18 protein-coding genes are annotated in these 21,395 nt (G+C 72.9%); 10 read left to right on the forward strand and 8 right to left on the reverse strand.

Annotation, left to right across the window (positions count from 1 at the left end; translation table 11 throughout):
* Positions 1–22 precede the first annotated feature (22 nt).
* From G407_RS0103015 to G407_RS0103025, 3 genes are all read left to right on the forward strand, one after another.
* Positions 23–1,384 (forward strand): efflux RND transporter periplasmic adaptor subunit, encoded by a 1,362-nt coding sequence (locus G407_RS0103015; protein ID WP_029029617.1) that lies wholly within the window; start codon positions 23–25, stop codon positions 1,382–1,384.
* Complete coding sequence (locus G407_RS25415) at positions 1,381–4,596, forward strand: efflux RND transporter permease subunit (RefSeq protein ID WP_043538794.1); 3,216 nt, start codon at positions 1,381–1,383, stop codon at positions 4,594–4,596. Before G407_RS0103015 ends, G407_RS25415 begins: the two co-directional genes overlap by 4 nt.
* 83 nt (positions 4,597–4,679) lie before the next feature.
* Positions 4,680–5,399: a hypothetical protein gene (locus G407_RS0103025; protein ID WP_029029618.1), complete on the forward strand. Its 720-nt coding sequence runs from the start codon at positions 4,680–4,682 to the stop codon at positions 5,397–5,399.
* A 159-nt stretch (positions 5,400–5,558) separates the two neighbouring features.
* Here the strand turns inward: G407_RS0103025 and G407_RS0103030 are convergent, their stop codons facing one another.
* The 4 genes from G407_RS0103030 to G407_RS0103045 form a co-directional block, all read right to left on the reverse strand.
* A complete protein-coding gene (locus G407_RS0103030; RefSeq protein ID WP_043538795.1) occupies positions 5,559–6,371 on the reverse strand; it encodes a tetratricopeptide repeat protein in 813 nt (270 codons plus the stop codon).
* Entirely contained in the window at positions 6,358–8,088 is a 1,731-nt protein-coding gene (ilvD, locus tag G407_RS0103035) for a dihydroxy-acid dehydratase (protein WP_029029620.1), read from the reverse strand. The genes G407_RS0103030 and ilvD overlap by 14 nt, the downstream gene beginning before the upstream one ends.
* A 488-nt stretch (positions 8,089–8,576) precedes the next feature.
* On the reverse strand, positions 8,577–9,146 hold the full coding sequence (locus tag G407_RS0103040; protein WP_029029621.1) for a hypothetical protein: 570 nt from the start codon (positions 9,144–9,146) through the stop codon (positions 8,577–8,579).
* A gap of 53 nt (positions 9,147–9,199) precedes the next feature.
* Complete coding sequence (locus G407_RS0103045) at positions 9,200–9,502, reverse strand: hypothetical protein (protein ID WP_029029622.1); 303 nt, start codon at positions 9,500–9,502, stop codon at positions 9,200–9,202.
* Between the two features lie 242 nt (positions 9,503–9,744).
* Here G407_RS0103045 and G407_RS25420 point away from each other — a divergent pair, with 242 nt between their 5' ends.
* Both G407_RS25420 and G407_RS0103055 read left to right on the forward strand, forming a co-directional pair.
* Positions 9,745–10,932, forward strand: a complete 1,188-nt coding sequence (locus G407_RS25420; protein WP_052340884.1) for an efflux RND transporter periplasmic adaptor subunit — start codon at positions 9,745–9,747, stop codon at positions 10,930–10,932.
* Complete coding sequence (locus G407_RS0103055) at positions 10,929–14,090, forward strand: efflux RND transporter permease subunit (RefSeq protein WP_029029623.1); 3,162 nt, start codon at positions 10,929–10,931, stop codon at positions 14,088–14,090. The genes G407_RS25420 and G407_RS0103055 overlap by 4 nt, the downstream gene beginning before the upstream one ends.
* Positions 14,091–14,111: 21 nt before the next feature.
* Here G407_RS0103055 and G407_RS25425 read toward each other — a convergent pair whose 3' ends face one another.
* Complete coding sequence (locus G407_RS25425; protein ID WP_052340885.1) at positions 14,112–15,209, reverse strand: DNA recombination protein RmuC; 1,098 nt, start codon at positions 15,207–15,209, stop codon at positions 14,112–14,114.
* A gap of 124 nt (positions 15,210–15,333) precedes the next feature.
* Between G407_RS25425 and G407_RS25430 the strand changes: the two genes are divergently transcribed.
* Entirely contained in the window at positions 15,334–16,620 is a 1,287-nt protein-coding gene (locus tag G407_RS25430) for an AI-2E family transporter (protein WP_052340886.1), read from the forward strand.
* Positions 16,621–16,711: 91 nt separating this feature from the next.
* On the opposite strand, the gene G407_RS0103070 is transcribed toward G407_RS25430, so the two are convergent.
* The 3 genes from G407_RS0103070 to G407_RS31990 form a co-directional block, all read right to left on the reverse strand.
* Positions 16,712–17,557 carry a PRC-barrel domain-containing protein gene (locus G407_RS0103070; protein WP_029029624.1) on the reverse strand — a complete coding sequence of 282 codons (846 nt, stop codon included), beginning with the start codon at positions 17,555–17,557 and terminating at the stop codon, positions 16,712–16,714.
* Positions 17,554–18,096: a PRC-barrel domain-containing protein gene (locus G407_RS0103075; RefSeq protein WP_029029625.1), complete on the reverse strand. Its 543-nt coding sequence runs from the start codon at positions 18,094–18,096 to the stop codon at positions 17,554–17,556. The genes G407_RS0103070 and G407_RS0103075 overlap by 4 nt, the downstream gene beginning before the upstream one ends.
* A gap of 82 nt (positions 18,097–18,178) precedes the next feature.
* Positions 18,179–18,634, reverse strand: a complete 456-nt coding sequence (locus tag G407_RS31990; protein WP_029029626.1) for a PRC-barrel domain-containing protein — start codon at positions 18,632–18,634, stop codon at positions 18,179–18,181.
* A gap of 214 nt (positions 18,635–18,848) precedes the next feature.
* Here G407_RS31990 and G407_RS0103085 point away from each other — a divergent pair, with 214 nt between their 5' ends.
* From G407_RS0103085 to G407_RS0103100, 4 genes are all read left to right on the forward strand, one after another.
* On the forward strand, positions 18,849–19,130 hold the full coding sequence (locus G407_RS0103085) for a BufA1 family periplasmic bufferin-type metallophore (RefSeq protein WP_029029627.1): 282 nt from the start codon (positions 18,849–18,851) through the stop codon (positions 19,128–19,130).
* A gap of 138 nt (positions 19,131–19,268) precedes the next feature.
* Positions 19,269–20,132 carry an MNIO family bufferin maturase gene (gene bufB / locus G407_RS0103090; protein ID WP_029029628.1) on the forward strand — a complete coding sequence of 288 codons (864 nt, stop codon included), beginning with the start codon at positions 19,269–19,271 and terminating at the stop codon, positions 20,130–20,132.
* Complete coding sequence (locus G407_RS0103095; protein WP_052340887.1) at positions 20,116–20,913, forward strand: HvfC/BufC N-terminal domain-containing protein; 798 nt, start codon at positions 20,116–20,118, stop codon at positions 20,911–20,913. Before bufB ends, G407_RS0103095 begins: the two co-directional genes overlap by 17 nt.
* Positions 20,910–21,389 (forward strand): DoxX family protein, encoded by a 480-nt coding sequence (locus tag G407_RS0103100; protein WP_029029630.1) that lies wholly within the window; start codon positions 20,910–20,912, stop codon positions 21,387–21,389. The genes G407_RS0103095 and G407_RS0103100 overlap by 4 nt, the downstream gene beginning before the upstream one ends.
* Positions 21,390–21,395 lie beyond the last annotated feature (6 nt).

The raw sequence follows: 21,395 nt of genomic DNA on the forward strand, positions 1-21,395 counted from the left end.
TCCACGCCGGCGGACCACGAGGATGACCCAGACGATGGATGCGCGCGTCGACGACGCCCCCCCGTACGCTCACGAGCGGGATCCGCTGCGCGAGGACCCGGCGCCGCGCCGCGCTCCGACCCTCGAGGCGCGTCTCGGCCGCGCGGTGCGGCTCTTCTTCATGGTTCTCCTGCCCCCGGTGCTGATCTTCGGCGCGCTCGGCGGCTTCGGCTGGCTGCGCGACACCAAGCCCACCGTTCCCGTCGAGCGCCAGGGCGAGCGGGCCCGGGCGATCTCGGCCCTCGTCGCGACGCCGACCGCCGTGCAGCCGACGCTCACCGCCTACGGCCGCATCGTCGCCGGCCGCTCGGTCGACCTCAGGGCGCTCGTCTCCGGGCCGGTGATCGCGGTCTCGGACGCGCTCGTCGACGGCGGCCGGGTGTCGGCGGGCGATCCGCTCGTGACCATCGATCCCTTCGCCTACGAGGGCGCGCTCGTCCGCGCCCGGGCGGACCTCGCCGAGGCGCAGGCGCGGATCGCCGAGCTCGAGGCCCGCACCCGCCAGGAGGAGGCCGGCATCGCCCGCGGGCAGGAGCAGCTCGCGATCGCCGAGCGCGACCTCGCCCGCCTCACCCAGCTGCGCGAGAGCGGCACGGCCTCCGCCCGCGCGCTGGACGACGTCGAGCTGCGCGTCTCGCAGGCGCGTTCCGCGCTGGAGACACGCGAGAACCAGATCGCCGTGCTGGCGGCGCAGCGCGCCGCGCTCGACGCCTCGCTGGAGCGCCTGCGCTTCGCGCTCTCGCAGGCCGAGCGCAACCTCGACGACACGGTCCTGCGCGCGCCCTTCGACGCGCTCGTCTCCAACGCCGGCGCCGAGATCGGCAAGATCGTCGGGCAGAACGACCGTGTCGCCACCCTTGTCGCCACGGATCGGCTCGAGGCGCGCTTCCTCCTGTCGGACGCCCAATACGCCCGGCTCGCGCCGGACGGCGGCCTCGTGGGCAGGCCGGTGAGCGTGATCTGGCGCGCCGGCGACACCGAGATCGCCCGCGAGGCCCGTGTCGCCCGTGTCGCCTCCGAGGCGGCCGATGCGTCCTTCGCGGTCTACGCCGCCTTCGACGAGCCTGTCGCGAGCGACGTGCTGCGCCCGGGCGCCTTCGTCGAGGCGCGCCTCGCCGACCGCGTCTGGACGGACGCGCTCGTGCTGCCGGTCTCGGCGCTCTACGACGGCGGCGTGTTCGTGGTCGACGACGACAGCCGCCTGGCCCGCGCCGAGGTCGACATCCTCACCTGGGGCGACGAGGGCGTCGTCGTGCGCGCCGACGGGATCGCGCCGGGCGCCCGCATCCTGTCCTCGCGCCTGACGGCGGCGAGCGCCGGGCAGCTCGTCGAGATTCGCGAATGAGCACGCCCGAGACGACGCCCGAGACGACGACCACGACCGATCGCGACGCGGTCCCCGAGGGCGGCGGCGGGATCGTCGGGATCATCAACGGCTTCCTGCGCCACCGCATCGCCGCGAACCTGCTCGTGCTCGGCGTGGCGCTGCTGGGGCTGGTGGCGGTGACGCGGCTGAACACGCAGTTCTTCCCCACGGTCCAGATCCCCACGATCTTCGTCACCGTGGCCTGGCAGGGCGCGAGCCCGGAGGACGTCTCGACCGCCGTCCTCGACGTCGTCGAGCCGGAAATGCGCTTCCTCGACGGCGTGGAGGACATCACCTCCTACGCCGTCGAGGGCTCGGCGCGCATCGTCGCCGAGTTCGTCGAGGGCGCCGACATGGACAAGGCGCTCTCCGACGTCGAGCAGGCGATCGCCTCGATCACGACCCTGCCGGTCGATGCGGAGCGCCCGGTCGTCACGCGGGTCGAGTTCTACGAGACCGTGGCGCTCCTCGCGCTCTCGGGCACCGTCTCCGAGGATGCGCTGAAGGCGCTCGCCCGCGAGGCGCGCGACGGGCTCCTCGACCGGGGCATCGACCGGGTGACCTTCACCGGCTCGCGGGCGCGCGAGCTGTGGGTCGAGGTCGACGCCGCCGCCATGCGACGGCTCGGTCTGACCGCCGCGGACGTGTCGCGCGCCATCGCGGCCGCGAACCTCTCCGAGCCGCTGGGCACGCTCGAGGGGGCGAGCGAGCGCACGCTGCGTACCCTCTCGCGGACGGACCGTCCCTCCGGCATCGGCGCGATCGAGGTCGTCTCCACGGCCGAGGGCGAGCGCATCTTCGTGCGCGACGTGGCCTCCGTGCGCGAGGCGCTGCGCGACGGCGGCGTGCGCCTCCTGCGCGACGGCGCGCCGATGATCCTCCTCGACATCCAGCGTGCGGAGAGCGCCGACACGCTCCAGAGCATGGCGGCCGCGCTCGACTACGTGGAGGCGCTCCGGGCTCGCCTGCCGCCCACCGTCGAGGCGCAGCTCTTCGACGTGCGCGCGAGCGTCGTTTCCGACCGCATCGAGACGCTCTCGCTCAACGCGCTCTCGGGCATGGCGATCATCGTGGTCGTGCTGCTGTTCTTCCTCAACACCCGCGTCGCCTTCTGGGTGGCGATGGGCGTGCCGATCTCGCTGCTCGCGACCTTCGCGCTGATGTGGGCGACGGGGCAGACCATCAACGCGATCTCGCTGCTCGGCCTCATCCTCGTGCTCGGCATCCTCGTCGACGATGCGATCATCGTCGGCGAGCACGCGGTGACGCTCACCGAGGAGGGCAAGTCGCCGACGCAGGCCGCGCACGGCGCCGCAATGCGCATGCTGGTGCCCGTGATCGCGGCGACGACGACGACCCAGGCGGCCTTCCTGCCGGTGTTCATGATCTCGGGCGTGGTCGGGCAGATCATCGTGGCGATCCCCCTCGTCGTCGTGGTGGCGCTCGCCGCGTCGCTGTTCGAGAGCTTCCTCGTCCTGCCCACCCACCTGCGCCACGCGCTCGCCGCGCAGGAGCGCGCCAAGGCCCGCGCCGCCCGCCGGCCGCGGCCCTCCGCGATGGCCCGCGTGCGGGCGGGCCTGGAGCGCGGCATCGACCGCTTCCGCAACGGCCCCGTCCGCAGGCTGGCGCAGGTCGCCTACGCCTGGCGCTATTCCACGATCGCGCTCGCGGTGGCGGCGCTGATCCTGTCGGTCGGCCTCATCGCCGGCGGGCGGGTGCAGTTCACCTTCTTCCCCACGCCCGAGCCCGAATACGTCACGGCCGAGATCATGTTCGCGCCGGGCATGTCCGAGGACGCGATGATCGCGGCGCTCGCCCGGGTGGAGGACGCGATCGAGGCGGCGGACGCCGACGTCGCCGCGCAGACCGGGGAGCGCGTCGTGCGCTTCGCCTTCTCGCGGCTCGGCGTCGCCGGCCAGAAGCGCGGGGACAACATGGCGACCGTCGAGGTCGAGCTGACGCCGGGCGAGGAGCGCACCATCCGCACGCCGGAGGTGGTCGCCGCCTTCGAGGCCGCGGTGCCGGCGATCCCTGGCCTCGACGAGATCTCCATCACCGGCCGACGCTCGGGCCCGCCGGGCTCGGACATCGACGTCTCCTTCACCGGCGCCGACCTGCCGACCCTGAAGGCCGCCGCCGAGAACCTGAAGCTCCGGCTGCGCGACTATCCCGGCGTCTACGGCATTGCCGACGATACGCCCTTCGGCAAGAACGAGATCGTGCTCGCCACGACCCCGCGGGGCGAGGCGCTGGGGCTGACCGCCGACACGATCGTGTCGCAGGTGCGCGCGGTCTACCAGGGCACGGTCGCCATGCGCTTCGCCGCCGGCGAGGAGGAGGTGACGATCCGGGTCAAGCAGGAGGGCGCCGACCTCTCCGTCGCGGGCCTCCTCGACATGACGCTGCGCACGCCGTCGGGCGCGCAGGTGCGGCTCGGGGACGTCGTCGAGATCGACGAGCGCGCCGCCTTCGCGCTGATCCAGCGCCGCGACGGGCGGGTCACCGTCACCGTCACCGCCGACGTCAACGCCGACGTCACCCCCGAGGGCGAGATCCGCGCCGACGTCGTCGACACGATCCTGCCCGCGCTGCGGGCGCAATACGGCGTCGAAACCGCCGTCCGCGGGCGCGCGGAGACGCAGCAGCAGGCGTTCGGCGATCTCGGCTTCGGCGCGCTCATCGCGCTGGCGACGATCTACGTGATCCTCGCCCTCGTCTTCCAGAACTGGTCCCAGCCCATCCTCGTCATGCTGGTGATCCCCTTCGGCTTCATCGGCGCGGTGATCGGCCATTGGCTGCTCGGCTTCCAATTCGCCTTCCTGTCGATGGTGGGGCTGCTCGGGCTGTCGGGCATCCTCGTCAACGGCTCGATCGTGCTGGTCGACCGCTACAACGAGCGCGTCCGCGACGGCGAGGCGCCGGCCGAAGCCGCGGTCGCCTCCTCCGTCGACCGCTTCCGCGCGGTGCTGCTCACCACGCTCACCACGTCGGGCGGCATGGCGCCGCTCATCGCCGAGAAGAGCCTGCAGGCACAGTTCCTGATCCCGATCGCGATCACGCTCTCCTTCGGCCTGATGGTCGCGGCCTTGATCATCCTCTTCGTCGTCCCCGCGCTGCTCGGCGTCGCGCAGGATCTCGGGCGCATCAAGCGCGGCTACCTGCGCATGTCCGGCCTCGCGCCGGCGGGCTGAGGGCCGGGCCGAGCGGGGCGCGGCGGAACCGTCGCGGCGCCCGCCCGGTTCCTCCCGGCAGCCACCTCGCCCGGAGAGACCCGATGCGCCGCCTCCTCACGAGCCGTTCGACGCGCCTCGCGCCCAGCCTCGCCGCGCTTTCGCTGATGGCCGGCCTGGCCGCCGGCGGAGCGCAGGCCCAATCCACCGTCGCGCCGAACACGCAGGCCGCCGAGGCCTTCGCGGACGCGCGGATCATCCCGCTGGGCGAGCTCGACTTCGAGCCCGCGGCCTTCGGCCTGTGGAGCGGCCTCGACCTGCTCGGGGCCGACCTCCTCGGCCCGGGGGGCGAGGACATCGGCGACGTCGAGGACATCCTCGTCACCACCGACGGCTGGGCCGTCGCGGTCGTGGTTGAGCTGGACGAGTTCCTGGAGTTCGACGAGCCGATGCTCTCGATCCCGCTCTCGCTGCTGGAGATCCTGCCGGAGGCGGGGGCCGTGCGCGCCCCGATCGAGCTCGACGCAATGCAGCTCTACTCGGCCTTCGACGTGCGCACGCTCACGGCGCGCATCGTCTCCGACCAGGTCGCGGCCATCGCCGACGACGACCTCGACGACATCGTCACCGGCGAGGGGCTGTTCCTCTTCGAGGACGCGCTGCTCGGCGAGTACGCGCCGCTGGGGGACGGGGAGCTCTACGGCTACGTCCACGACCTCCTCTTCGCCATGGAGGGCGAGGTCGACGCCGTGGTGATCTCGGCCACCGCCGGCCCCTTCGACGACCTCGCGGTGCCCTACATGGGCCCGCCGGCGAGAGATTGATCGCGCGCGCGTCCTCCCCGAAGGGGGGAGTCCGTGCGCAGGACGGGCGGTGGGGCCGTTCGGGTATCCTGGCGAGCCGTATCGCCGCCCTCCCCACCCTCCGGCTCGTCGAGCCTCCGTCCTCCCCTGCGGGGAGGAGGCGGGTCGGGGGTCTCGGCCTCAGCGGTCCGTCTGGAGGTGGCGCTCGAGGTAGGCCAGCGCACCCTGGCGGTCGCTGGCGCTCGCGCCGGCGACGGCGCCGTCGTAGAGGTCGGTGATCCAGGTGTCGCGGGCGGGGTCGGCGGCGTCGCGGGCCAGCGTCAGCCACATCAGGCCGAGCGGGCGCTGGCGGGGCACGCCGTCTCCCGTGACCAGCATGTGGCCGAGCACCGCCTGGGCGGCGACGTGGCCCTTCTCGGCGGCGCTGTTGAGCCAGCGCGCGGCCATGCGGGCATCGACCGGCACGCCGTTGCCGTCGAGGTAGAGCCGCGCGAGGTTGTACTGCGCGTCCGCGTCGCCGAACCAGGAGGCGGCGTAGAAGAACATCTCGTGCGCGCGCGCCGGGTTCTGGCGCACGTAGCTGCCGGGGATGCCCTCGAGGAAGTAGGCGCCGAGCGAGACGAACGCGTTCGCCACGACGCCGGCGGCCATCGCGTCCTGCGCCTGGTCGGCGTGATGGTCGACGATCTTCGAGAAGTACTCGAAGGCCTTGAGGTCGTCGTGCGGGACGCCGTCCCCGGCCGCGTACATGCGCCCGAGCTTCCAGCGGGCGAGCGCGTCTCCCTGCACGGCGGCGTATTCGAGCGCGCGCACGGCGGCGAGCTTGTCGCCGGCATTGTAGTCGCGCATGCCCGAGCGCAGCGCGTCGTGGACGGAGTCCCACGGCGACGCCGGGTCGGGCCCGGGCGCGTCGACGGCCCAGGCGGGGGCCGCGAGCAGGGTCAGGCCGAGCACCGCCGCCGCGGCCAGGGATGTCGCGCTAGAGATCCGCATAGCACTGCTTTTCGCCCTTGCCGCCCGGATGGGTCACCGCGCCGTAGCGGGCGGGGCCGACCGTCTGGGCGAATTTCCACACCACGCCGGAGCCGTAGCCCGTCTCGCGCGGCTGCCAGGCCTGCCGGCGACGGTCGAGCTCCTCGTCGGAGAGGTGTACCGCCAGCACGCCGTTGATCGCGTCCATCTCGATGATGTCGCCGTCCTGCAGGAGGCCGATCGGCCCGCCGACAGCGGCCTCCGGGCCGACGTGGCCGATGCAGAAGCCGCGCGTCGCGCCCGAGAAGCGCCCGTCGGTGATCAGCGCCACCTTGTCGCCCATGCCCTGGCCGTAGAGCGCGGCGGTGGTGGAGAGCATCTCGCGCATCCCGGGGCCACCCTTGGGGCCCTCGTAGCGGATGACGAGCACCTCGCCCTCCTCGTACTTCCGGTCGCGCACGGCGGCGAAGCAGGCCTCCTCGCCGTCGAACACGCGGGCGGGGCCCTTGAACACCTGCTTCTCCGGCGGCATGCCGGCGACCTTCACGATGGCGCCCTCCGGGGCGAGGTTGCCCTTCAGGCCCACGACACCGCCGGTGACGGTGATCGGCTTGTCGGCGGGGCGCACCACGTCCTGGTCCGGGTTCCACTTCACCGAGGCCATGTTCTCGGCCATGGTGCGGCCCGTGACGGTGAGGCAGTCGCCGTGCATGTAGCCGTGGTCGAGCAGCGTCTTCATCAGCAGCGGGATGCCGCCGACCTCGAACAGGTCCTTGGCGACGTAGCGCCCGCCGGGCTTCAGGTCGGCGATGTAGGGCGTGCGCTTGAAGATCTCGGCCACGTCGAACAGGTCGAACTCGATGCCGCACTCGTGCGCGATCGCCGGCAGGTGGAGCGCGGCGTTGGTCGAGCCGCCCGAGGCGGCGACGACCACGGCGGCGTTCTCCAGCGCCTTGCGGGTGACGATGTCGCGCGGGCGGATGTTCCGCGCCACGAGCTCCATCACCATCTCGCCCGCGGTCATGCAGAACTGGTCGCGGATCTCGTAGGGCGCGGGCGCGCCGGCGGAATACGGCAGCGCGAGGCCGATCGCCTCGGAGACCGTCGCCATCGTGTTGGCCGTGAACTGCGCGCCGCATGCGCCGGCCGAGGGGCAGGCGACCTTCTCGAGCTCGGCGAGGTCGGCGTCCGACATGGCGCCGACGGAGTGCTTGCCCACCGCCTCGAACACGTCCTGCACGGTCACCGGCTGGCCGCGGAAGGAGCCCGGGAGGATCGAGCCGCCGTAGATGAAGACCGAGGGCACGTTGAGGCGCACCATGGCCATCATCATGCCCGGCAGCGACTTGTCGCAGCCCGCCAGCCCCACGAGCGCGTCGTAGCCGTGGCCACGCATGGTCAGCTCGACCGAATCCGCGATCACGTCGCGGGACGGGAGCGACGAGCGCATGCCCTCGTGGCCCATGGCGATGCCGTCGGTGACGGTGATGGTGCAGAACTCGCGCGGCGTACCGCCCTGGGCGGCGACGCCCTTCTTCACCGCCTGCGCCTGGCGCATCAGGGCGATGTTACAGGGGGCGGCCTCGTTCCAGCAGCTGGCGACGCCGACGAAGGGCTGATGGATCTGCTTCTCGGTGAGGCCCATGGCGTAGTAGTACGACCGGTGGGGCGCCCGCGCGGGCCCCTCCGTGACGTGACGGCTCGGCAGCTTCGACTTGTCGTACACCCGCTCGCTCATCGCCCTCGTTCCTTCCCCCAAACGCGTCTTCCGCCCGCTCGACGGCCTTCGTGGGCGCGAGGGACGGCGGCCCGCCCCTCATACGCAAGGCCGGCCGCGCCCGCCAAGAACCGCCACGCTCGTCCAATGCCGCAGGAGGCGTCACCGGACGGTTACCGCGCGGAGGCCGAGCCGCGCGGGAAAGCAGCTAAATCCTTGAGAAGACGTGCGTTTGTGACAGGGGGGACGATGCTCCCGGAAAGTGGCGGGATCGCGGCGCGGGGACGCGCGGGGGTGGCCGCGGTGTGCGTTCGAGGGCGAGTGTTGCGAGGCGGCAACATTTCGTGAGGTGGGCGGATGCGAGCGCGCCGCCTCTGCCGCCGCCCCGCCGGGAGGTGGTCGCCCGGCGACGGGTGGAGACGAGCGATGCGGCGGGAGGCCGCTCCGCTCGCTCCGACCAGTCGGGCGTCCCCGGTAGACCTCCCCGGAAGAGGTGCCCGGGTCCGGCGTCAGCCGCCGGCGTGGAAGCTCTCGAACTCGCTCCGCGAGAGCGTGTCGTCCTCCCCCGCCATGCGCTCGAAGGTCCGCTGGGAGAAGCTCTCGCGGCTCATCTCGGCCTCGCCGATGCTCCAGTCCGGCCAGATCTCGGTCCCCGACGCGCCCTCGACGAAGGCCTCCTGCGTCAGCCCCTCCTCGGTGCCGCCGAGCGTGGTGGCGTAGCCGACGTCCTCGTCGAGATCGATGTCGGCGAACCACGAGGCGTAGCCGCGGTCGTACTCCTCCTCGGTCAGGATCGCGTTGCGGTCCTGGTCCCAGGTGCCGAACAGGCCCGCCCAGAACTCCTCCTCGCCGAGGAGGTCGTCCCGGTTCGTGTCCCAGGCGTCGTAGGTCTGGTCGATGTAGGGCTGGAACTCGGCGGCGCCGACGTCGCCGCTCGCATCGGCGTCGAGCTGCCCGTAGTCGCCGATCGCGCCGGTGGTCGCGGCGGCGTCGGTGCCGCTCGTCTTGTCCTGCGCGAAGGCAGGGGGAGCGACGAGGATGGCCGCGAGGAGCGCGGCGGTGGAAACGCTGCTCTTCATGCGTTCTCTCCGTTCGATGTCTGGTGCCTCGGTGTCTCGTCCGGCGCCCGCCGTCAGCGCGAGGCGGCGCGGTCGCCGTGCTGGCGCTTCTCCAGCGTGTCGCGCCCGACGATCTTCGAGAACATGCTGTCGGGCTCGTAGAGGAGCGCCAGCTCGGCGTCCTCGAACTGCCGGAAGAACTCCTCCCAGGAGATCTCCGTCAGCGCGTCGTGCCGCGAGTTCTTCGCGTCGGGGAACATGATCCGCACGATGCCGACGCTGTCGTCGTCGTGGGTGCGGGCGACGGCGGCGGGCTTGCCGCCCTTCCCTTCCGCCCACTTCCGGATCGTCTCGTGGTCGGTCGTGGCCTGTGCCATGCGAGCCTCCCTCGTTCTTCGCCTCCGCGCCGCATGCGCGGGCCGGCGGCTCGGATGGGCAATCGGCGAGGCCGCGCGCGGTTCCGCCCGCCGCCGGCGGCGGGTCGCGATGGAACCGCCGGCGGGCGCGCATCGTCGTCTCCCCAGCCCGCGCCCCATCGGGGACCGCACGGACTGGACCGCGGCATGCGCCAGCCGCGACCCTGCCGTGCCGCTCCTCGGCGCTCGTTCCGGACCCGTTCATGAGCAAATCGACCCTCATCGCGGCGGCCGTCGCCGTCGCCCTCGTCGCCTGGATCGCCTCCGGCTGGCTGCTCGGCGGAGCCGAGCCGAGGCCCGCGCCGGTCGGCCCCGGAGCCGAGCGCCAGCCCTTCCCGGTCGAGGTGCGCCGCTCGCGGGCGGAGCCCGTGACCCGCGCGCTCCTGAACCAGGGCGAGGTCCTGCCCGACCGGACGGTGACGCTGCGCGCCGAGGTCGCCGGGCGGCTCGCGGAGATCGCGACGCCGGAAGGTACGCGGGTGGAGGCAGGTGAGGTCGTCGCGCGCATCGATGCGGGCGACCTGGACGCGCGCCGCGACGAGGCGCAGGCGCTCGTCGACCAGGCGCAGGCGGACTACGACGCCGCCCTCGAGCTCCAGGACCGCGGCGTCACCACGCAGGCGCGGCTGCGCGAGCGCTTCACGGCGCTGCAATCCGCCCGCGCCGCGCTCGAGCGCATCGCGCGCGAGATCGAGAACCTGACGATCGAGGCACCCTTCGCCGGCATCGTCAACGAGGTCGCGCTCGACGAGGGCGAGTTCGTCACCGTGAACGCGCCCGTCGCGACGCTGATCGACAACGACCCGCTCGTCGTCGCCATCGACGTGCCCCAGCAGAGCATCGGGGACGTCGCGGTCGGACGGCCGGCGCAGGTGCGCTTCGTCACCGGCGAGACCGCGGAAGGCGACGTCTCCTACGTGTCCGCCGCCGCCGAGCGCGAGACGCGCACCTTCCGCGTCGAGATTCGCGTGCCGAACCCGGACGGCTCGGTGCCCTCCGGGATCAGCGCCGAGACGCGCATCCCGATCGAGCAGGTGCCGGCGCACTTCTTCTCGCCGGCGCTGCTGTCGCTGTCGAGCGAGGGGCAGCTCGGCGTGAAGACCGTGACCGAGGAGGGCGTCGTCGCCTTCCACGCGGTCGACATCGTCCAGGCCCGGGCGCAGGGCGTCTACGTCTCGGGGCTGCCCGAGGAGATCGCGCTGATCACGGTCGGCCAGGGCTTCGTCGCCGAGGGCGAGCGCGTGCGCGCCGTCGAGGCGCAATCGGTCGACGTGGTCGAGCAGCCCGGTGCCTCCCTTCCGCGGGACGCGCTGCCGCTCGGCGACGTGCCGGCGCCGCAGGCGCCGCCCCTCGCACCGCCGCCGGCGCCCGCCGCGGAGGACGCGCGATGAACGGGCTCGTCCACGCCGCCTTCTCGCGCACCCGCACCGTGGTGATGCTCCTCGTCCTCGTCCTCGTCCTGGGTGCGGTCTCCTACGTGGCGATCCCCAAGGAGAGCTCGCCCGACGTGCCGATCCCCATCGTCTACGTCTCGGTGCCGTACGAGGGCATCGCGCCGGAGGACGCCGAGAGGCTGCTCCTGCGCCCGCTCGAGAGCGAGCTGCAGTCGATCGAGGGCCTCGACGAGATGAGCGCCACCGCGGCGGAGGGCTACGCCTCCGTCCAGCTCGAGTTCGAGGCGGGCGGCGACCCCGACGAGGCGCTCGACGCCGTGCGCGAGGCGGTGGACCGCGCCCGGCCCGAGCTGCCCGCCGGCGCCGAGGAGCCGGTCGTGCAGGAGGTCAACGTCGCGCTGTTCCCGATCCTGACGATCGTGCTGTCCGGCCCGCTGCCGGAGCGCACGCTCGTCTCCATCGCAAACGACCTCCAGGACCGGATCGAGGGCCTCGCCGGCGTGCTCGAGGTCGACATCGGCGGCGATCGCGAGGAGCTGCTCGAGATCCTGATCGACCCTGTGACGCTCGAGACCTACGGCCTCTCCTTCGAGGGGCTCGTCCAGCAGATCCAGCGCAACAACCGCCTGATCGCGGCGGGTGCGCTCGAGACGAGCGCCGGGCGGATCGTGCTCAAGGTGCCCGGCGTCATCGAGGACATCGAGGACGTGCTCTCGCTGCCGGTGAAGGTGGTCGGCGACACGGTCGTGACCTTCGCCGACGTCGCCGTGCCGCGGCGCACCTTCCGGGACCCGCAGGGCTTCGCGCGCATCGACGGGCAGGCCGCGGTGGCGCTCGAGGTCAAGAAGCGCATCGGCGCCAACATCATCGAGACGGTGGAGGACGTGCGCGCGCTCGTCGCCGAGCGCCGGGAGGGGTGGCCCGCGGCGCTCTCGGTCTCCTACCTGCAGGACGAGAGCGAGCATATCCGCACCATGCTCGGCGACCTGCAGAACAACGTTCTCTCGGCGATCGTCATCGTCATGATCGTGATCATCGCGACGCTGGGCCTGCGCACGGCCTTCCTGGTCGGGCTGTCGATTCCCGGCGCCTTCCTCGCCGGCATCGTGGCGATCTACTTCCTCGGCTACACGCTCAACATCGTGGTGCTGTTCTCGCTCATCCTCGTCGTCGGCATGCTCGTCGACGGCGCGATCGTCACGACGGAGCTCGCGGACCGGCACATGGCGGAGGGAGCGTCGCCGCGGGAGGCCTACGCGGCGGCCGCCAAGCGCATGGCCTGGCCGATCGTCTCGTCCACCGCCACGACGCTGGCGGTGTTCGTGCCGCTCCTGTTCTGGGGCGGGGTCGTCGGGGAGTTCATGAAGTTCCTCCCGATCACGGTGATCCTGACGCTCGCCGCCTCCCTCGCCATGGCGCTCGTGTTCATCCCCGTGCTCGGCGGCGTCTTCGGCCGCCCGGGCGCGCAGAGCGAGCGCCAGCTCGCGGCGCTGCACGCGGCCGAGAGCGGGGACCTCGCCACGATCGGCGGGGCGACGGGCGCCTACCTGCGCACCCTGCGCGCCGCCGTGCGCCGTCCGGCGCTGACCCTCCTCGCCGCCTTCGCGCTCCTCGCGGGCGCCATCGCCGCCTACGGGTCGTTCGGCCGCGGCGTCGAGTTCTTCCCCTCCGTCGAGCCCGACTTCGCGCAGATCCAGGTCCAGGCCCGCGGCAACCTCTCGATCTGGGAGAAGGACGCGCTCGTGCGCCGGGTCGAGGAGCGCGTGCTGGAGCTGCCGGCGCTCGAGCACGTCTACGCCCGCACCGTCGGCGCCGGCGGGCGCCAGCTCGCGGAGGACGTGATCGGCGTGATCCAGCTCGACCTGCACGACTGGGACGTTCGCCCGCCCGCCGTCGAGATCCTGGCCGACATCCGCGCGCGCACCGCCGACATCCCCGGCATCCGGCTCGAGGTGCGCGAGCAGGAGGGCGGCCCCGCGCAGGGCAAGCCCGTCGAGCTGCGCGTCACCGGGCGCGACGGCGACGGCGCGCTCGCCGCAGCCGTCGAGACCGTGCGCGCGACGATGGAGCGGCTCGGCGGCTTCGTCGACGTGGCGGACACGCGGCCGCTGCCGGGCGTGGAGTGGGAGCTCGCCGTCGACCGCACCCAGGCCGCGCGCTACGGCGCGGACGTGACGCTGCTCGGCCAGGCGGTGCAGCTCTTCACCGCCGGCCTGAAGGTGGCGGAATACCGGCCCGAGACGGCGGACGGGGAGGTCGACATCCGCGTGCGTTTCCCGACGACGGACCGCAGCCTCGCCCAGCTCGAGCAGTTCCGCATCCCGACCTCGCAGGGGCTCGTGCCGATCCGCAACTTCGTCGAGTTCCGCCCGGCGCCACGGACCGGCACGCTCCAGCGCGTCGACGGCCGGCGGGTCGTGACGGTGAGCGCGGACGTGGCCGAGGGCCTGCTCGCCAGCGAGCGGATCGAGGCGCTGCGCGCCGCGCTCGATCCCGCGCAGCTGCCCGACGGCGTGCAGATCGTCTTCGCGGGGCAGGACGAGGAGCAGCGCGAGGCGGGGCTCTTCCTGGCCCAGGCCTTCGCCGCGGCCGTGTTCCTGATGCTGATCATCCTCGTCACGCAGTTCGACAGCCTCTACCAGGCGGGCCTCGTGCTCTCGGCCATCGTCTTCTCGACGGCGGGCGTGCTCATCGGCCTCCTCGTGACCGGCCGGCCTTTCGGCGTGGTGATGGGCGGCATCGGCGTGATCGCGCTCGCCGGCATCGTCGTGAACAACAACATCGTGCTCATCGACACCTACAACGATCTCCTGAAGCGCGGCCTCGACCCGCTCGACGCCGTGCTGCGCACCGGCGCGCAGCGCCTGCGCCCGGTCGTGCTGACCTCGGCGACGACGGTGCTCGGCCTGATGCCGATGGTGCTCGGCGTCAACATCGACCTCGTCGGCCGGCAGGTCCTCGTCGGCGCACCCTCGACGCAATGGTGGACCGAGCTCGCGAGCGCCATCGCCGGCGGGCTCACCTTCGCGACGGTGCTCACGCTGATCCTGACGCCGGCGATGCTGGTGATGGGCGCGCGGTCCGGGGAGCGGTGGCGCAGGTGGAGGGAACGCCGCCGGACGCGCCGGGAAGCGGTCGGCGGCGCCGCGGAATGAGGGGCGCGGCCGGCCGAGCCCCTAACCCGCCGCGAACAGATCCCGCTCACCTTCCCCGTCCTCGAAGTCCAGCGCCTCGATCCGCCGCCCCCGCCGCCTGATCTTCTCCGTCGAGGTGCGGATGCCCGCGACGTCGTCCTGGGCCTGGCGGAAGTGCTGGTCGAGCTTCGCCACGCGCTCGTCGAGGCGCACCACGTCGGCGACGAGGCGGGCGACCTCGGTCTGGATGACGCGGGCCTCCTCGCGCACCCGGGCATCCCGGGCCAGCGACTGCACGACCTGGATCGCGAGCGCGAGCAGCGCCGGGGAGACGATCACCACACGGGCGCGGTGGGCGCGCTCGACCACCTCGGGGAAATGCTCCTGGAGGTCGGCGTAGAGGCTCTCGGCGGGGACGAACATCAAGGCGACGTCCTGCGTCTCGCCGGGGACGAGGTACTTGCCCGCGATGTCCTGCACGTGGCGGCCGACGTCCGCGCGCACCCGCTGGGCGGCCCGCGCGCGGGCCTCGGGCGAGGCCGCGTCGCGGAAGGCGGTGAAGCCCTCGAGCGGGAACTTGGCGTCGATCACGAGCCCGCGGGCGTCTCCCGGCAGGCGCACGAGGCAATCGGGCCGCGCGCCGGTGGAGAGCGTCGCCTGGAAGGCGAAGGCGCCGGCGGGCAGGCCGTCGCGCACGATCGCCTCCATCCGCCCCTGCCCCCAGGCGCCGCGGGCCTGCTTGCTGGCGAGAACCTTCTCCAGGCTGCCGACCTGCGCCGTCAGGGCGCCGAGGTTCTTCTGCGCGGCGTCGATCACCGCGAGGCGGGCATTGAGCCTCGACAGGCTCTCGGCCTGTGCGGCCGAGCCGCGCTCGATGCGCTCGGCGAGCATGCGGGCGAAGTCGCCCTGGCGCGAGCCGAACACCTCCGTGAACGAGGTCATGCGCCCGGTCATCTCCGCCTGGCGCCTTGCGATCTCGGCCATGGTGCCGGCGAGCGCCTCGCGCTCGCGCCGCAGCCGGCGGGTCGCCAGCACGAGGTAGAGGAGGCAGGCGAGCGCGAACGCCCCCGCCGCCGCGGCGAGCGCCGCGGGATCGAGGGCCGCGAGGCGGGCGAGGAGGGTTCCGGGCGCGTCGGTCATGGCGCGGGAGCCTACGCGGCGATTGCGAACGAAGGCTGAACGCCCGGCCTTCGGAACCGAGCCGGCGCTCTCCTGTTGGCGAGACGAGCCCGTTCTCGTCACACCGTCAGGAGCACCCGACGCCATGCCGGACACGCGCGCCCCCGATCGCCCCCCGCGGCAGCCGAGCAGCGGCCGTCCGGCGCAGGCTCCCGCCCGCGTCCTCGCCGGTGCCGCCGAGCGCCTGCGGACGGCGTCCCGGCTGAAGACGACGGCCTGGCTCGTCGGCATCCTCGCGGCCCTCGCCATCGCGTTCGCCCTGCGCGAGACGCGGATGGTGACGATGCCCATCGCCTTCGCCTTCTTCCTCGCGATCGCGGTGTGGCCCGTGAGCGCGGCGGTGAGCGCACGCACGCCGCGCAAGCTCGGATGGCTCGGCCCGGCGGCGGGGCTCCTCGTGATCCTCCTCGTTCTCGGCGTCTTCGTCGCGGGGCTCTGGGTCGCCGCGGGCCAGGTGGCGGACCGCCTCCCCGCCTACGCGGACGACGTCGGCGAATGGTGGGGCACGGTCTCCGGCAGCGGCGAGGGCGAGGCGTCCGGGCAAACGCAGGGCAGCGGCGGGGGCACCCAGGCGGCGTCGGGGAACGGCTCGGCCAGCGACGGTGCGGAGGGCGACGGCTCCGCGAACGGCGGGCCGGTCGAGAGCGCGCTCGCGGGGCGGGTCGGCGGCGGCACCGCCGACAACGTGCTCGATCGCGTCGCGTCCTACGCCGACACGATCCTGTCGTCGGCGGCCACGGTCGCCGCGGGGATCGTGGCGATCCTGTTCTTCACGCTGCTCATGCTGATCGAGGCGCCGACCTGGCGCGGCAAGCTCCACGCCCTCTCGCGGGACGACCACGAGCACGGCTGGGCGCGGTCCGTCGACGCCATCGCGCAACGCTTCCGCTGGTATCTCGTGGTGCGCACCGTCCTCGGCGCCATCACCGGCACCCTCTACGGTCTCTGGACCTGGGCTTTCGGGCTCGAGTTCGCCCTGGTCTGGGGGCTGCTCGGTTTCCTCCTCAACTACGTCCCCACCGTCGGCTCCCTCGTCGCCGGCGCGCTGCCGGTGCTGTTCGCCCTGTTCACGATGGACATCGGCACCGCCCTGATCATCGCCGCCGGCCTCCTCGTCATCGAGCAGGTCATGGGCAACTTCGTCGATCCGCGGCTGCAGGGGCGCGAGCTCTCGCTTTCGCCGCTGGTGGTGCTGTTCTCCGTCCTCGCCTGGGGCTGGATCTGGGGCATACCCGGCGCGCTGCTCGCGGTGCCGCTCACCGTGCTGATCACGGTCGTCTTCGCCCACGTCCCGGGCCTGCGCCGCATCGCCCTGGTCCTCTCGAACGAGCCGGACTTCGCCGGCCTCGAAGACAGGACGAAGCCACGCTGAGGCGCCCGGCGTGGCACGAGAAAGGCACGAGAAAGCCCCCGGTCGCCGTGCTGCGACCGGGGGCTCTTCGCATCTGGCGGGCGCGCGCGGCTCAGAACGGGTCGCCGAAGCGCTCCGGGTCGGCGGGAATGGCGCGTGCGGCGTCCTCCGGCGTGTCGTAGGGCAGCGCGACGCGCCCGTTCTCGCCGGGCATCGCGCCGCCTTCTCCCGTTCCCGTGTAGGGATAGGCGTAGAGGCCGCCGCCGAAGGCGCCGCGGCGCGTGACGAGCGCCGCACGCAGGCGGCCTTCCGGCGCCACGACGAGATCGACGACGATGCCGAAGCCCGTCTGGTCGCGCAGCTGGACGTAATCGCCGATCACCTCGGTTGCGCGAAAGGCCCTCGGGCCGGTGACGACGAAATCGCGCTCGTCGAAGGGATCGTAGATCTCGGCGTTCTCCTCCGTCACGGGCACCGCGACGCCCGGCTCGCCGGGCGTGACCGACACGTCCTCCCACGGCACGCGGAAGTACGAGTTGCCGATGTCGAGGAAGCCGCCGCTCTCCGCCACGAGGGCACGCACGCGCCCGTCCGGCCCGAAGACGAGGTCGCGCGTGGTGCCGACGATCCCGCCGTCGCGCCCGAGCACGGGCTCGCCGATCAGGTCCTCGACGCGAAACCCCGCGTAGAGGCTCTCCTCGGTGAGCGGGGTCGGCGGGGCGAAGGGCAGCGCGTTCTCGGGGCCGGCGGGCGCGCCGGTCGGCACCCGGGGGGCCTCGTCGCCGATTCCCCTCGGAGTCGCGGGGCTGCCGGGCATGTTCTGGATCGGGTTGACGGCGTCGACGCCGACGGGCGGCTCGACCTCCGGCGTGACGGTCTGCGCGAGCGCGCCTGCGGCGGCGAGCATCGCCGCGCCGGAGGCGACCGCGAGCGCCGTTCCTGGAACGAGCCGCCTCATCCGCCGACCTCCGTCTCGTCGAAGTCGAGGCCGAGCGGCCCCTGGACCTTGAGCCGCGGATAGTCGTCCCAGCGCTCGACGACGCCCGGCAGGTTGCGCACATCCTCCTCCGTCACGCCGTGGACGAAGAAGTCGTCGCCGCGCCGCGTGACGCGCGAAAGCGGCAGCGCCACCTTGCGCTCGTCGAAGCCGAGGAAGCCGCCGTGGTCGAACACCACCCAGCGTTCGCGATCGGGGCCGAGCACGATCTTGTCGACCTTCCCGATGATGTCGCCGGACGGGGCGCGCAGCGGCTTGCCTTCGAAGTCGACGATGGTCAGCGGGCCGCGGCTCTCGTTGGAGGGCGGCGGCAGGCGGATGTCGTCGCCGAGCAGCCGCAGCGCGTCCGAATAGCCGCCGCGCTCGGTGAAGCCTTGCTCGCGGGGCGGCGGCCGGTCCGGTGGGTTTCCGATGTCGCCCTGCGCCGAGGCCGGTGCGGCGAGGAGGAGGGCGGCGAGCGCGCCCGCGAGGGGCGCCGTGTGTCTGGTGCGATGGGTCATGTATCCGAATCGCGAACGGCCGCCCGGGGTTCCGGGCGGCCGCCGCAGGCGCCATGCGCCGTTCGTCGCGGGTGACGATGCGTCACTCCATCATGCGGATCTCGATCGGGTCGGCGCCGCCGAGCACCGTGTAGCCGGCGTCGCCCTCCTCGTACTCCGCCATCTGCTCGAGCTCGTCCTCGGTCATCGACACGAGCACGAGGCCCTCGTCGCCGCGGGCAGCGAAACGGTCCATCGGGATCGCGACGTCGTCGTCGCCGATGCCGAGGAAGCCGCCGACCTCGAGCACGATGTAGTGGGTGCCGTCGGCGCCGACGACGACCTCCTCGACCTCGCCGATCTCCTCGCCGTTGGCGCCCCAGACCTCGACGTCGTCGAGATCGTCGGCGGTGGCGAAGACCGACGAGATGCCGAGCCCGCCGGTGGCCGCCCCGGGAGCGGTCTCGACCGCCGTCTGGGCGCTGGCCGGGAGGGTGACGAGTGCCGTCGCCGCGGCGAGCGCCATGGCGGTGCCGAGAATGGTGCGGGACATGGTCATGAAAAATCTCCTACTCTCAGGACGCCGCGCCGAACACGCGGCGGGGTCGCGGGACGAACGCCCGAGCACAGGAGAGGTTTCCGCGCCGATCACGGATGCGCGAGACGCGTAACGAGCCATGCACAGAGCGCGAAGCTGGGTTGCGGCACCCACAACGGGCCGCGTCGAGACCCGATCCGTAGACGAACCAGCATCAGACCGGAGGGAAAACCACATGTCCCCGAAGACCAAGCTCGCCCTCGCCGGCACCGTCGCCGCCGCCCTCTCCCTCGCCGCCGCGCCGTCCTTCGCGCAGTCGAGCGACATGGAGAAGTGCTTCGGCGTCGCCCTCGCCGGCGAGAACGACTGCGCCGCCGGACCCGGCACGACCTGCGCAGGCACCTCCACCGTCGACTACCAGGGCAATGCCTGGTCGCTCGTGCCGGCCGGCACCTGCGAGAGCATCGAGACCCCCCACGGCAAGGGCTCGCTGAGCGAGATCCAGCGTCCGGCCTGATATCGCCCCTCGGGGCGGTCGACGCGCGCAGCGTGACGGGCGGGCGGGACGGGAGCGGTCGGACCTCGACCGGCTCGCCCCACCGGTCCGCTTCGCGACCCACCTCCCCGAGGGGATGAGACGACAGGGAGCTTCGTCATGCCCACTCTGCCGCGGGATGCCGGCATCGGCTTCAAGGCCCTGCACTACGAGGCGATCCTCGAGGAGCGCCCCGCGTTCGGCTTCCTCGAGGTGCACGCCGAGAACTACATGGGCGCGGGCGGGCCGGCCCACGCGCGGCTCGCGCGGCTTCGCGCCGACTACGCGCTCTCGGTCCACGGCGTCGGCCTGTCGATCGGCGGGCCGGACCCGCTCGACGAGGCGCATCTCGCCCGGGTGAAGGCGGTGTGCGACCGTTACGAGCCCGAGAGCTTCTCCGAGCACCTCGCCTGGTCGAGCCACGAGGGTGCCTATCTCGACGACCTCCTCCCCCTGCCCTACACGGACGAGACGCTGCGCATCGTCTGCGATCACGTCGACCGGGTGCAGGAGCGGCTCGGGCGGCGGATGCTGCTCGAGAACCCGTCGACCTACCTCGCCTTCGCGGCCTCGACCTTCGAGGAGACCGCCTTTCTCGCCGAGATCGCCCGGCGCACCGGCTGCGGGCTCCTCCTCGACGTCAACAACGTCTTCGTCTCGGCGACGAACCACGGGACGACGCCACGGGGCTACATCGACGCCTTCCCGCTCCACGCCGTCGGCGAGATCCATCTCGGCGGCCATGCGCAGGAGGAGATCGACGGCGCACCCTTCCTCATCGACGCCCACGGCACGCCGGTCGCGGACCCCGTCTGGGCGCTGTTCGAGCATGTGATCGCCCGCACCGGCCCCCTGCCCACGCTCGTCGAATGGGACAACGACGTGCCCGACTTCCCGGTCCTCTATGCCGAGGCCGCGCGGGCGCGCAGCGTTCTGCGCCGTCATGCGCCCCGCGAGGAGGCCGCCCATGCCCATGCCGGGTGAGATGGCCCGCTTCGCCGCGCAGGCCCGTGCCGCGATCCTCGACGGCGCCGCCGTTCCGGACGGCCTCGGCGCGCGCGACCCGGGACAGGTGGCGCGGCGCTTCGCGGTCTACCGCAACAACGTCACGGTGGGCCTCGTCGACGCGCTGGCGACGCGCTTTCCCGTGGTGCATCGTCTCGTCGGAGACGCCTTCTTCCAGGGTGCCGCGCGAGTCTTCCTGGCGCGCAGCCCGCCGCGCTCGCCGGTCATGACCTTCTACGGCGACGCGTTCCCGGACTTCCTGGGCGGCTTCCCGCCCGCTGCCGCCCTGCCCTGGCTCGCCGACGTCGCCCGGCTGGAGGCGGCGCGCACCCACGCCTACCACGCCGCCGACGCGGGCCCGCTCTCGCCCGCGGACCTCGCCGCGGTGGCCGAGCGCGACCCGGAGCGGTGGGGCCTCGCGCTCCATCCGGCTCTGCGCGTCGTCGCCTCGGCGCATCCGATCGTCGCGATCTGGGCGATGAACCAGCCCGGCGCGACGCCGGGTCCCCTCGCCTCGCGGGACGCGGAGACGGCGCTCGTCGCGCGCCCGGGTCTCGACGTCCGCGTCGTCCCGGCCGAGCCCGGCGAGGCCGAGTTCCTCGCCGCCTGCGGGCGCGGGGCGAGCTTCGCCGACGCCGTCGAGGCCGCGCTCGCGACCGCCGCCGCCTTCGATCCCGCCCGGGCGCTCGCCCGCATCCTCGCGCACGGCCTCTGCGCCGGCGTCACCCTCCCCGAGACCGAAACGGAAGAGCCGTCATGACCGTCTCATCGCAGCCCGCCGCCTCCCCCGCCCCCACCGGCCTCGCGAGCCTCGTCTCCCGCGCGACCGGCGCGATGGAGCGCCTGCCCTGGTCGGTCCCGGCGCTGGCGCTGAGGATCTTCCCCGCCGCCGTGTTCTGGCAGTCCGGCCGCACGAAGGTCGACGGCTTCGGGCTCGCGGATTCGACGTTCTTCCTGTTCGAGCACGAATACGCGCTTCCCGTGATCGACCCGGCGCTCGCCGCCTACCTGGCGACCGCGGCGGAGCATGTCTTCCCCGTGCTGCTCGTGCTGGGGCTGGCCACGCGCTTCTCCGCGCTGGCGCTCCTCCTGATGACGCTCGTCATCCAGGTCTTCGTCTATCCCGGCGCCTGGGTGACGCACGGACTGTGGGCGGCCTGCTTCCTGGCGCTGATCGCCCGGGGACCCGGCGCGCTCTCGCTCGACCGGCTGATCGCGCGGCGCTCCGCGGCCTGAGGCCGT

This window comes from Salinarimonas rosea DSM 21201 (genome assembly GCF_000429045.1).
GTDB lineage: Bacteria > Pseudomonadota > Alphaproteobacteria > Rhizobiales > Beijerinckiaceae > Salinarimonas > Salinarimonas rosea.

Excerpts from the sequence above, each read along its gene's own strand:
- G407_RS25425 (WP_052340885.1), bottom strand. The coding sequence starts at position 15,209 with ATGACCGACGCGCCCGGAACCCTCCTCGCCCGCCTCGCGGCCCTCGAT.
- G407_RS0103095 (WP_052340887.1), top strand. The coding sequence starts at position 20,116 with ATGCCCATGCCGGGTGAGATGGCCCGCTTCGCCGCGCAGGCCCGTGCC.
- G407_RS0103025 (WP_029029618.1), top strand. The coding sequence starts at position 4,680 with ATGCGCCGCCTCCTCACGAGCCGTTCGACGCGCCTCGCGCCCAGCCTC.
- G407_RS0103085 (WP_029029627.1), top strand. The coding sequence starts at position 18,849 with ATGTCCCCGAAGACCAAGCTCGCCCTCGCCGGCACCGTCGCCGCCGCC.
- G407_RS0103100 (WP_029029630.1), top strand. The coding sequence starts at position 20,910 with ATGACCGTCTCATCGCAGCCCGCCGCCTCCCCCGCCCCCACCGGCCTC.
- G407_RS25430 (WP_052340886.1), top strand. The coding sequence starts at position 15,334 with ATGCCGGACACGCGCGCCCCCGATCGCCCCCCGCGGCAGCCGAGCAGC.
- G407_RS25420 (WP_052340884.1), top strand. The coding sequence starts at position 9,745 with ATGAGCAAATCGACCCTCATCGCGGCGGCCGTCGCCGTCGCCCTCGTC.
- G407_RS31990 (WP_029029626.1), bottom strand. The coding sequence starts at position 18,634 with ATGACCATGTCCCGCACCATTCTCGGCACCGCCATGGCGCTCGCCGCG.
- G407_RS0103045 (WP_029029622.1), bottom strand. The coding sequence starts at position 9,502 with ATGGCACAGGCCACGACCGACCACGAGACGATCCGGAAGTGGGCGGAA.
- G407_RS0103055 (WP_029029623.1), top strand. The coding sequence starts at position 10,929 with ATGAACGGGCTCGTCCACGCCGCCTTCTCGCGCACCCGCACCGTGGTG.
- G407_RS0103040 (WP_029029621.1), bottom strand. The coding sequence starts at position 9,146 with ATGAAGAGCAGCGTTTCCACCGCCGCGCTCCTCGCGGCCATCCTCGTC.
- G407_RS0103015 (WP_029029617.1), top strand. The coding sequence starts at position 23 with ATGACCCAGACGATGGATGCGCGCGTCGACGACGCCCCCCCGTACGCT.
- G407_RS25415 (WP_043538794.1), top strand. The coding sequence starts at position 1,381 with ATGAGCACGCCCGAGACGACGCCCGAGACGACGACCACGACCGATCGC.
- G407_RS0103030 (WP_043538795.1), bottom strand. The coding sequence starts at position 6,371 with ATGCGGATCTCTAGCGCGACATCCCTGGCCGCGGCGGCGGTGCTCGGC.
- G407_RS0103075 (WP_029029625.1), bottom strand. The coding sequence starts at position 18,096 with ATGACCCATCGCACCAGACACACGGCGCCCCTCGCGGGCGCGCTCGCC.
- bufB (WP_029029628.1), top strand. The coding sequence starts at position 19,269 with ATGCCCACTCTGCCGCGGGATGCCGGCATCGGCTTCAAGGCCCTGCAC.
- ilvD (WP_029029620.1), bottom strand. The coding sequence starts at position 8,088 with ATGAGCGAGCGGGTGTACGACAAGTCGAAGCTGCCGAGCCGTCACGTC.
- G407_RS0103070 (WP_029029624.1), bottom strand. The coding sequence starts at position 17,557 with ATGAGGCGGCTCGTTCCAGGAACGGCGCTCGCGGTCGCCTCCGGCGCG.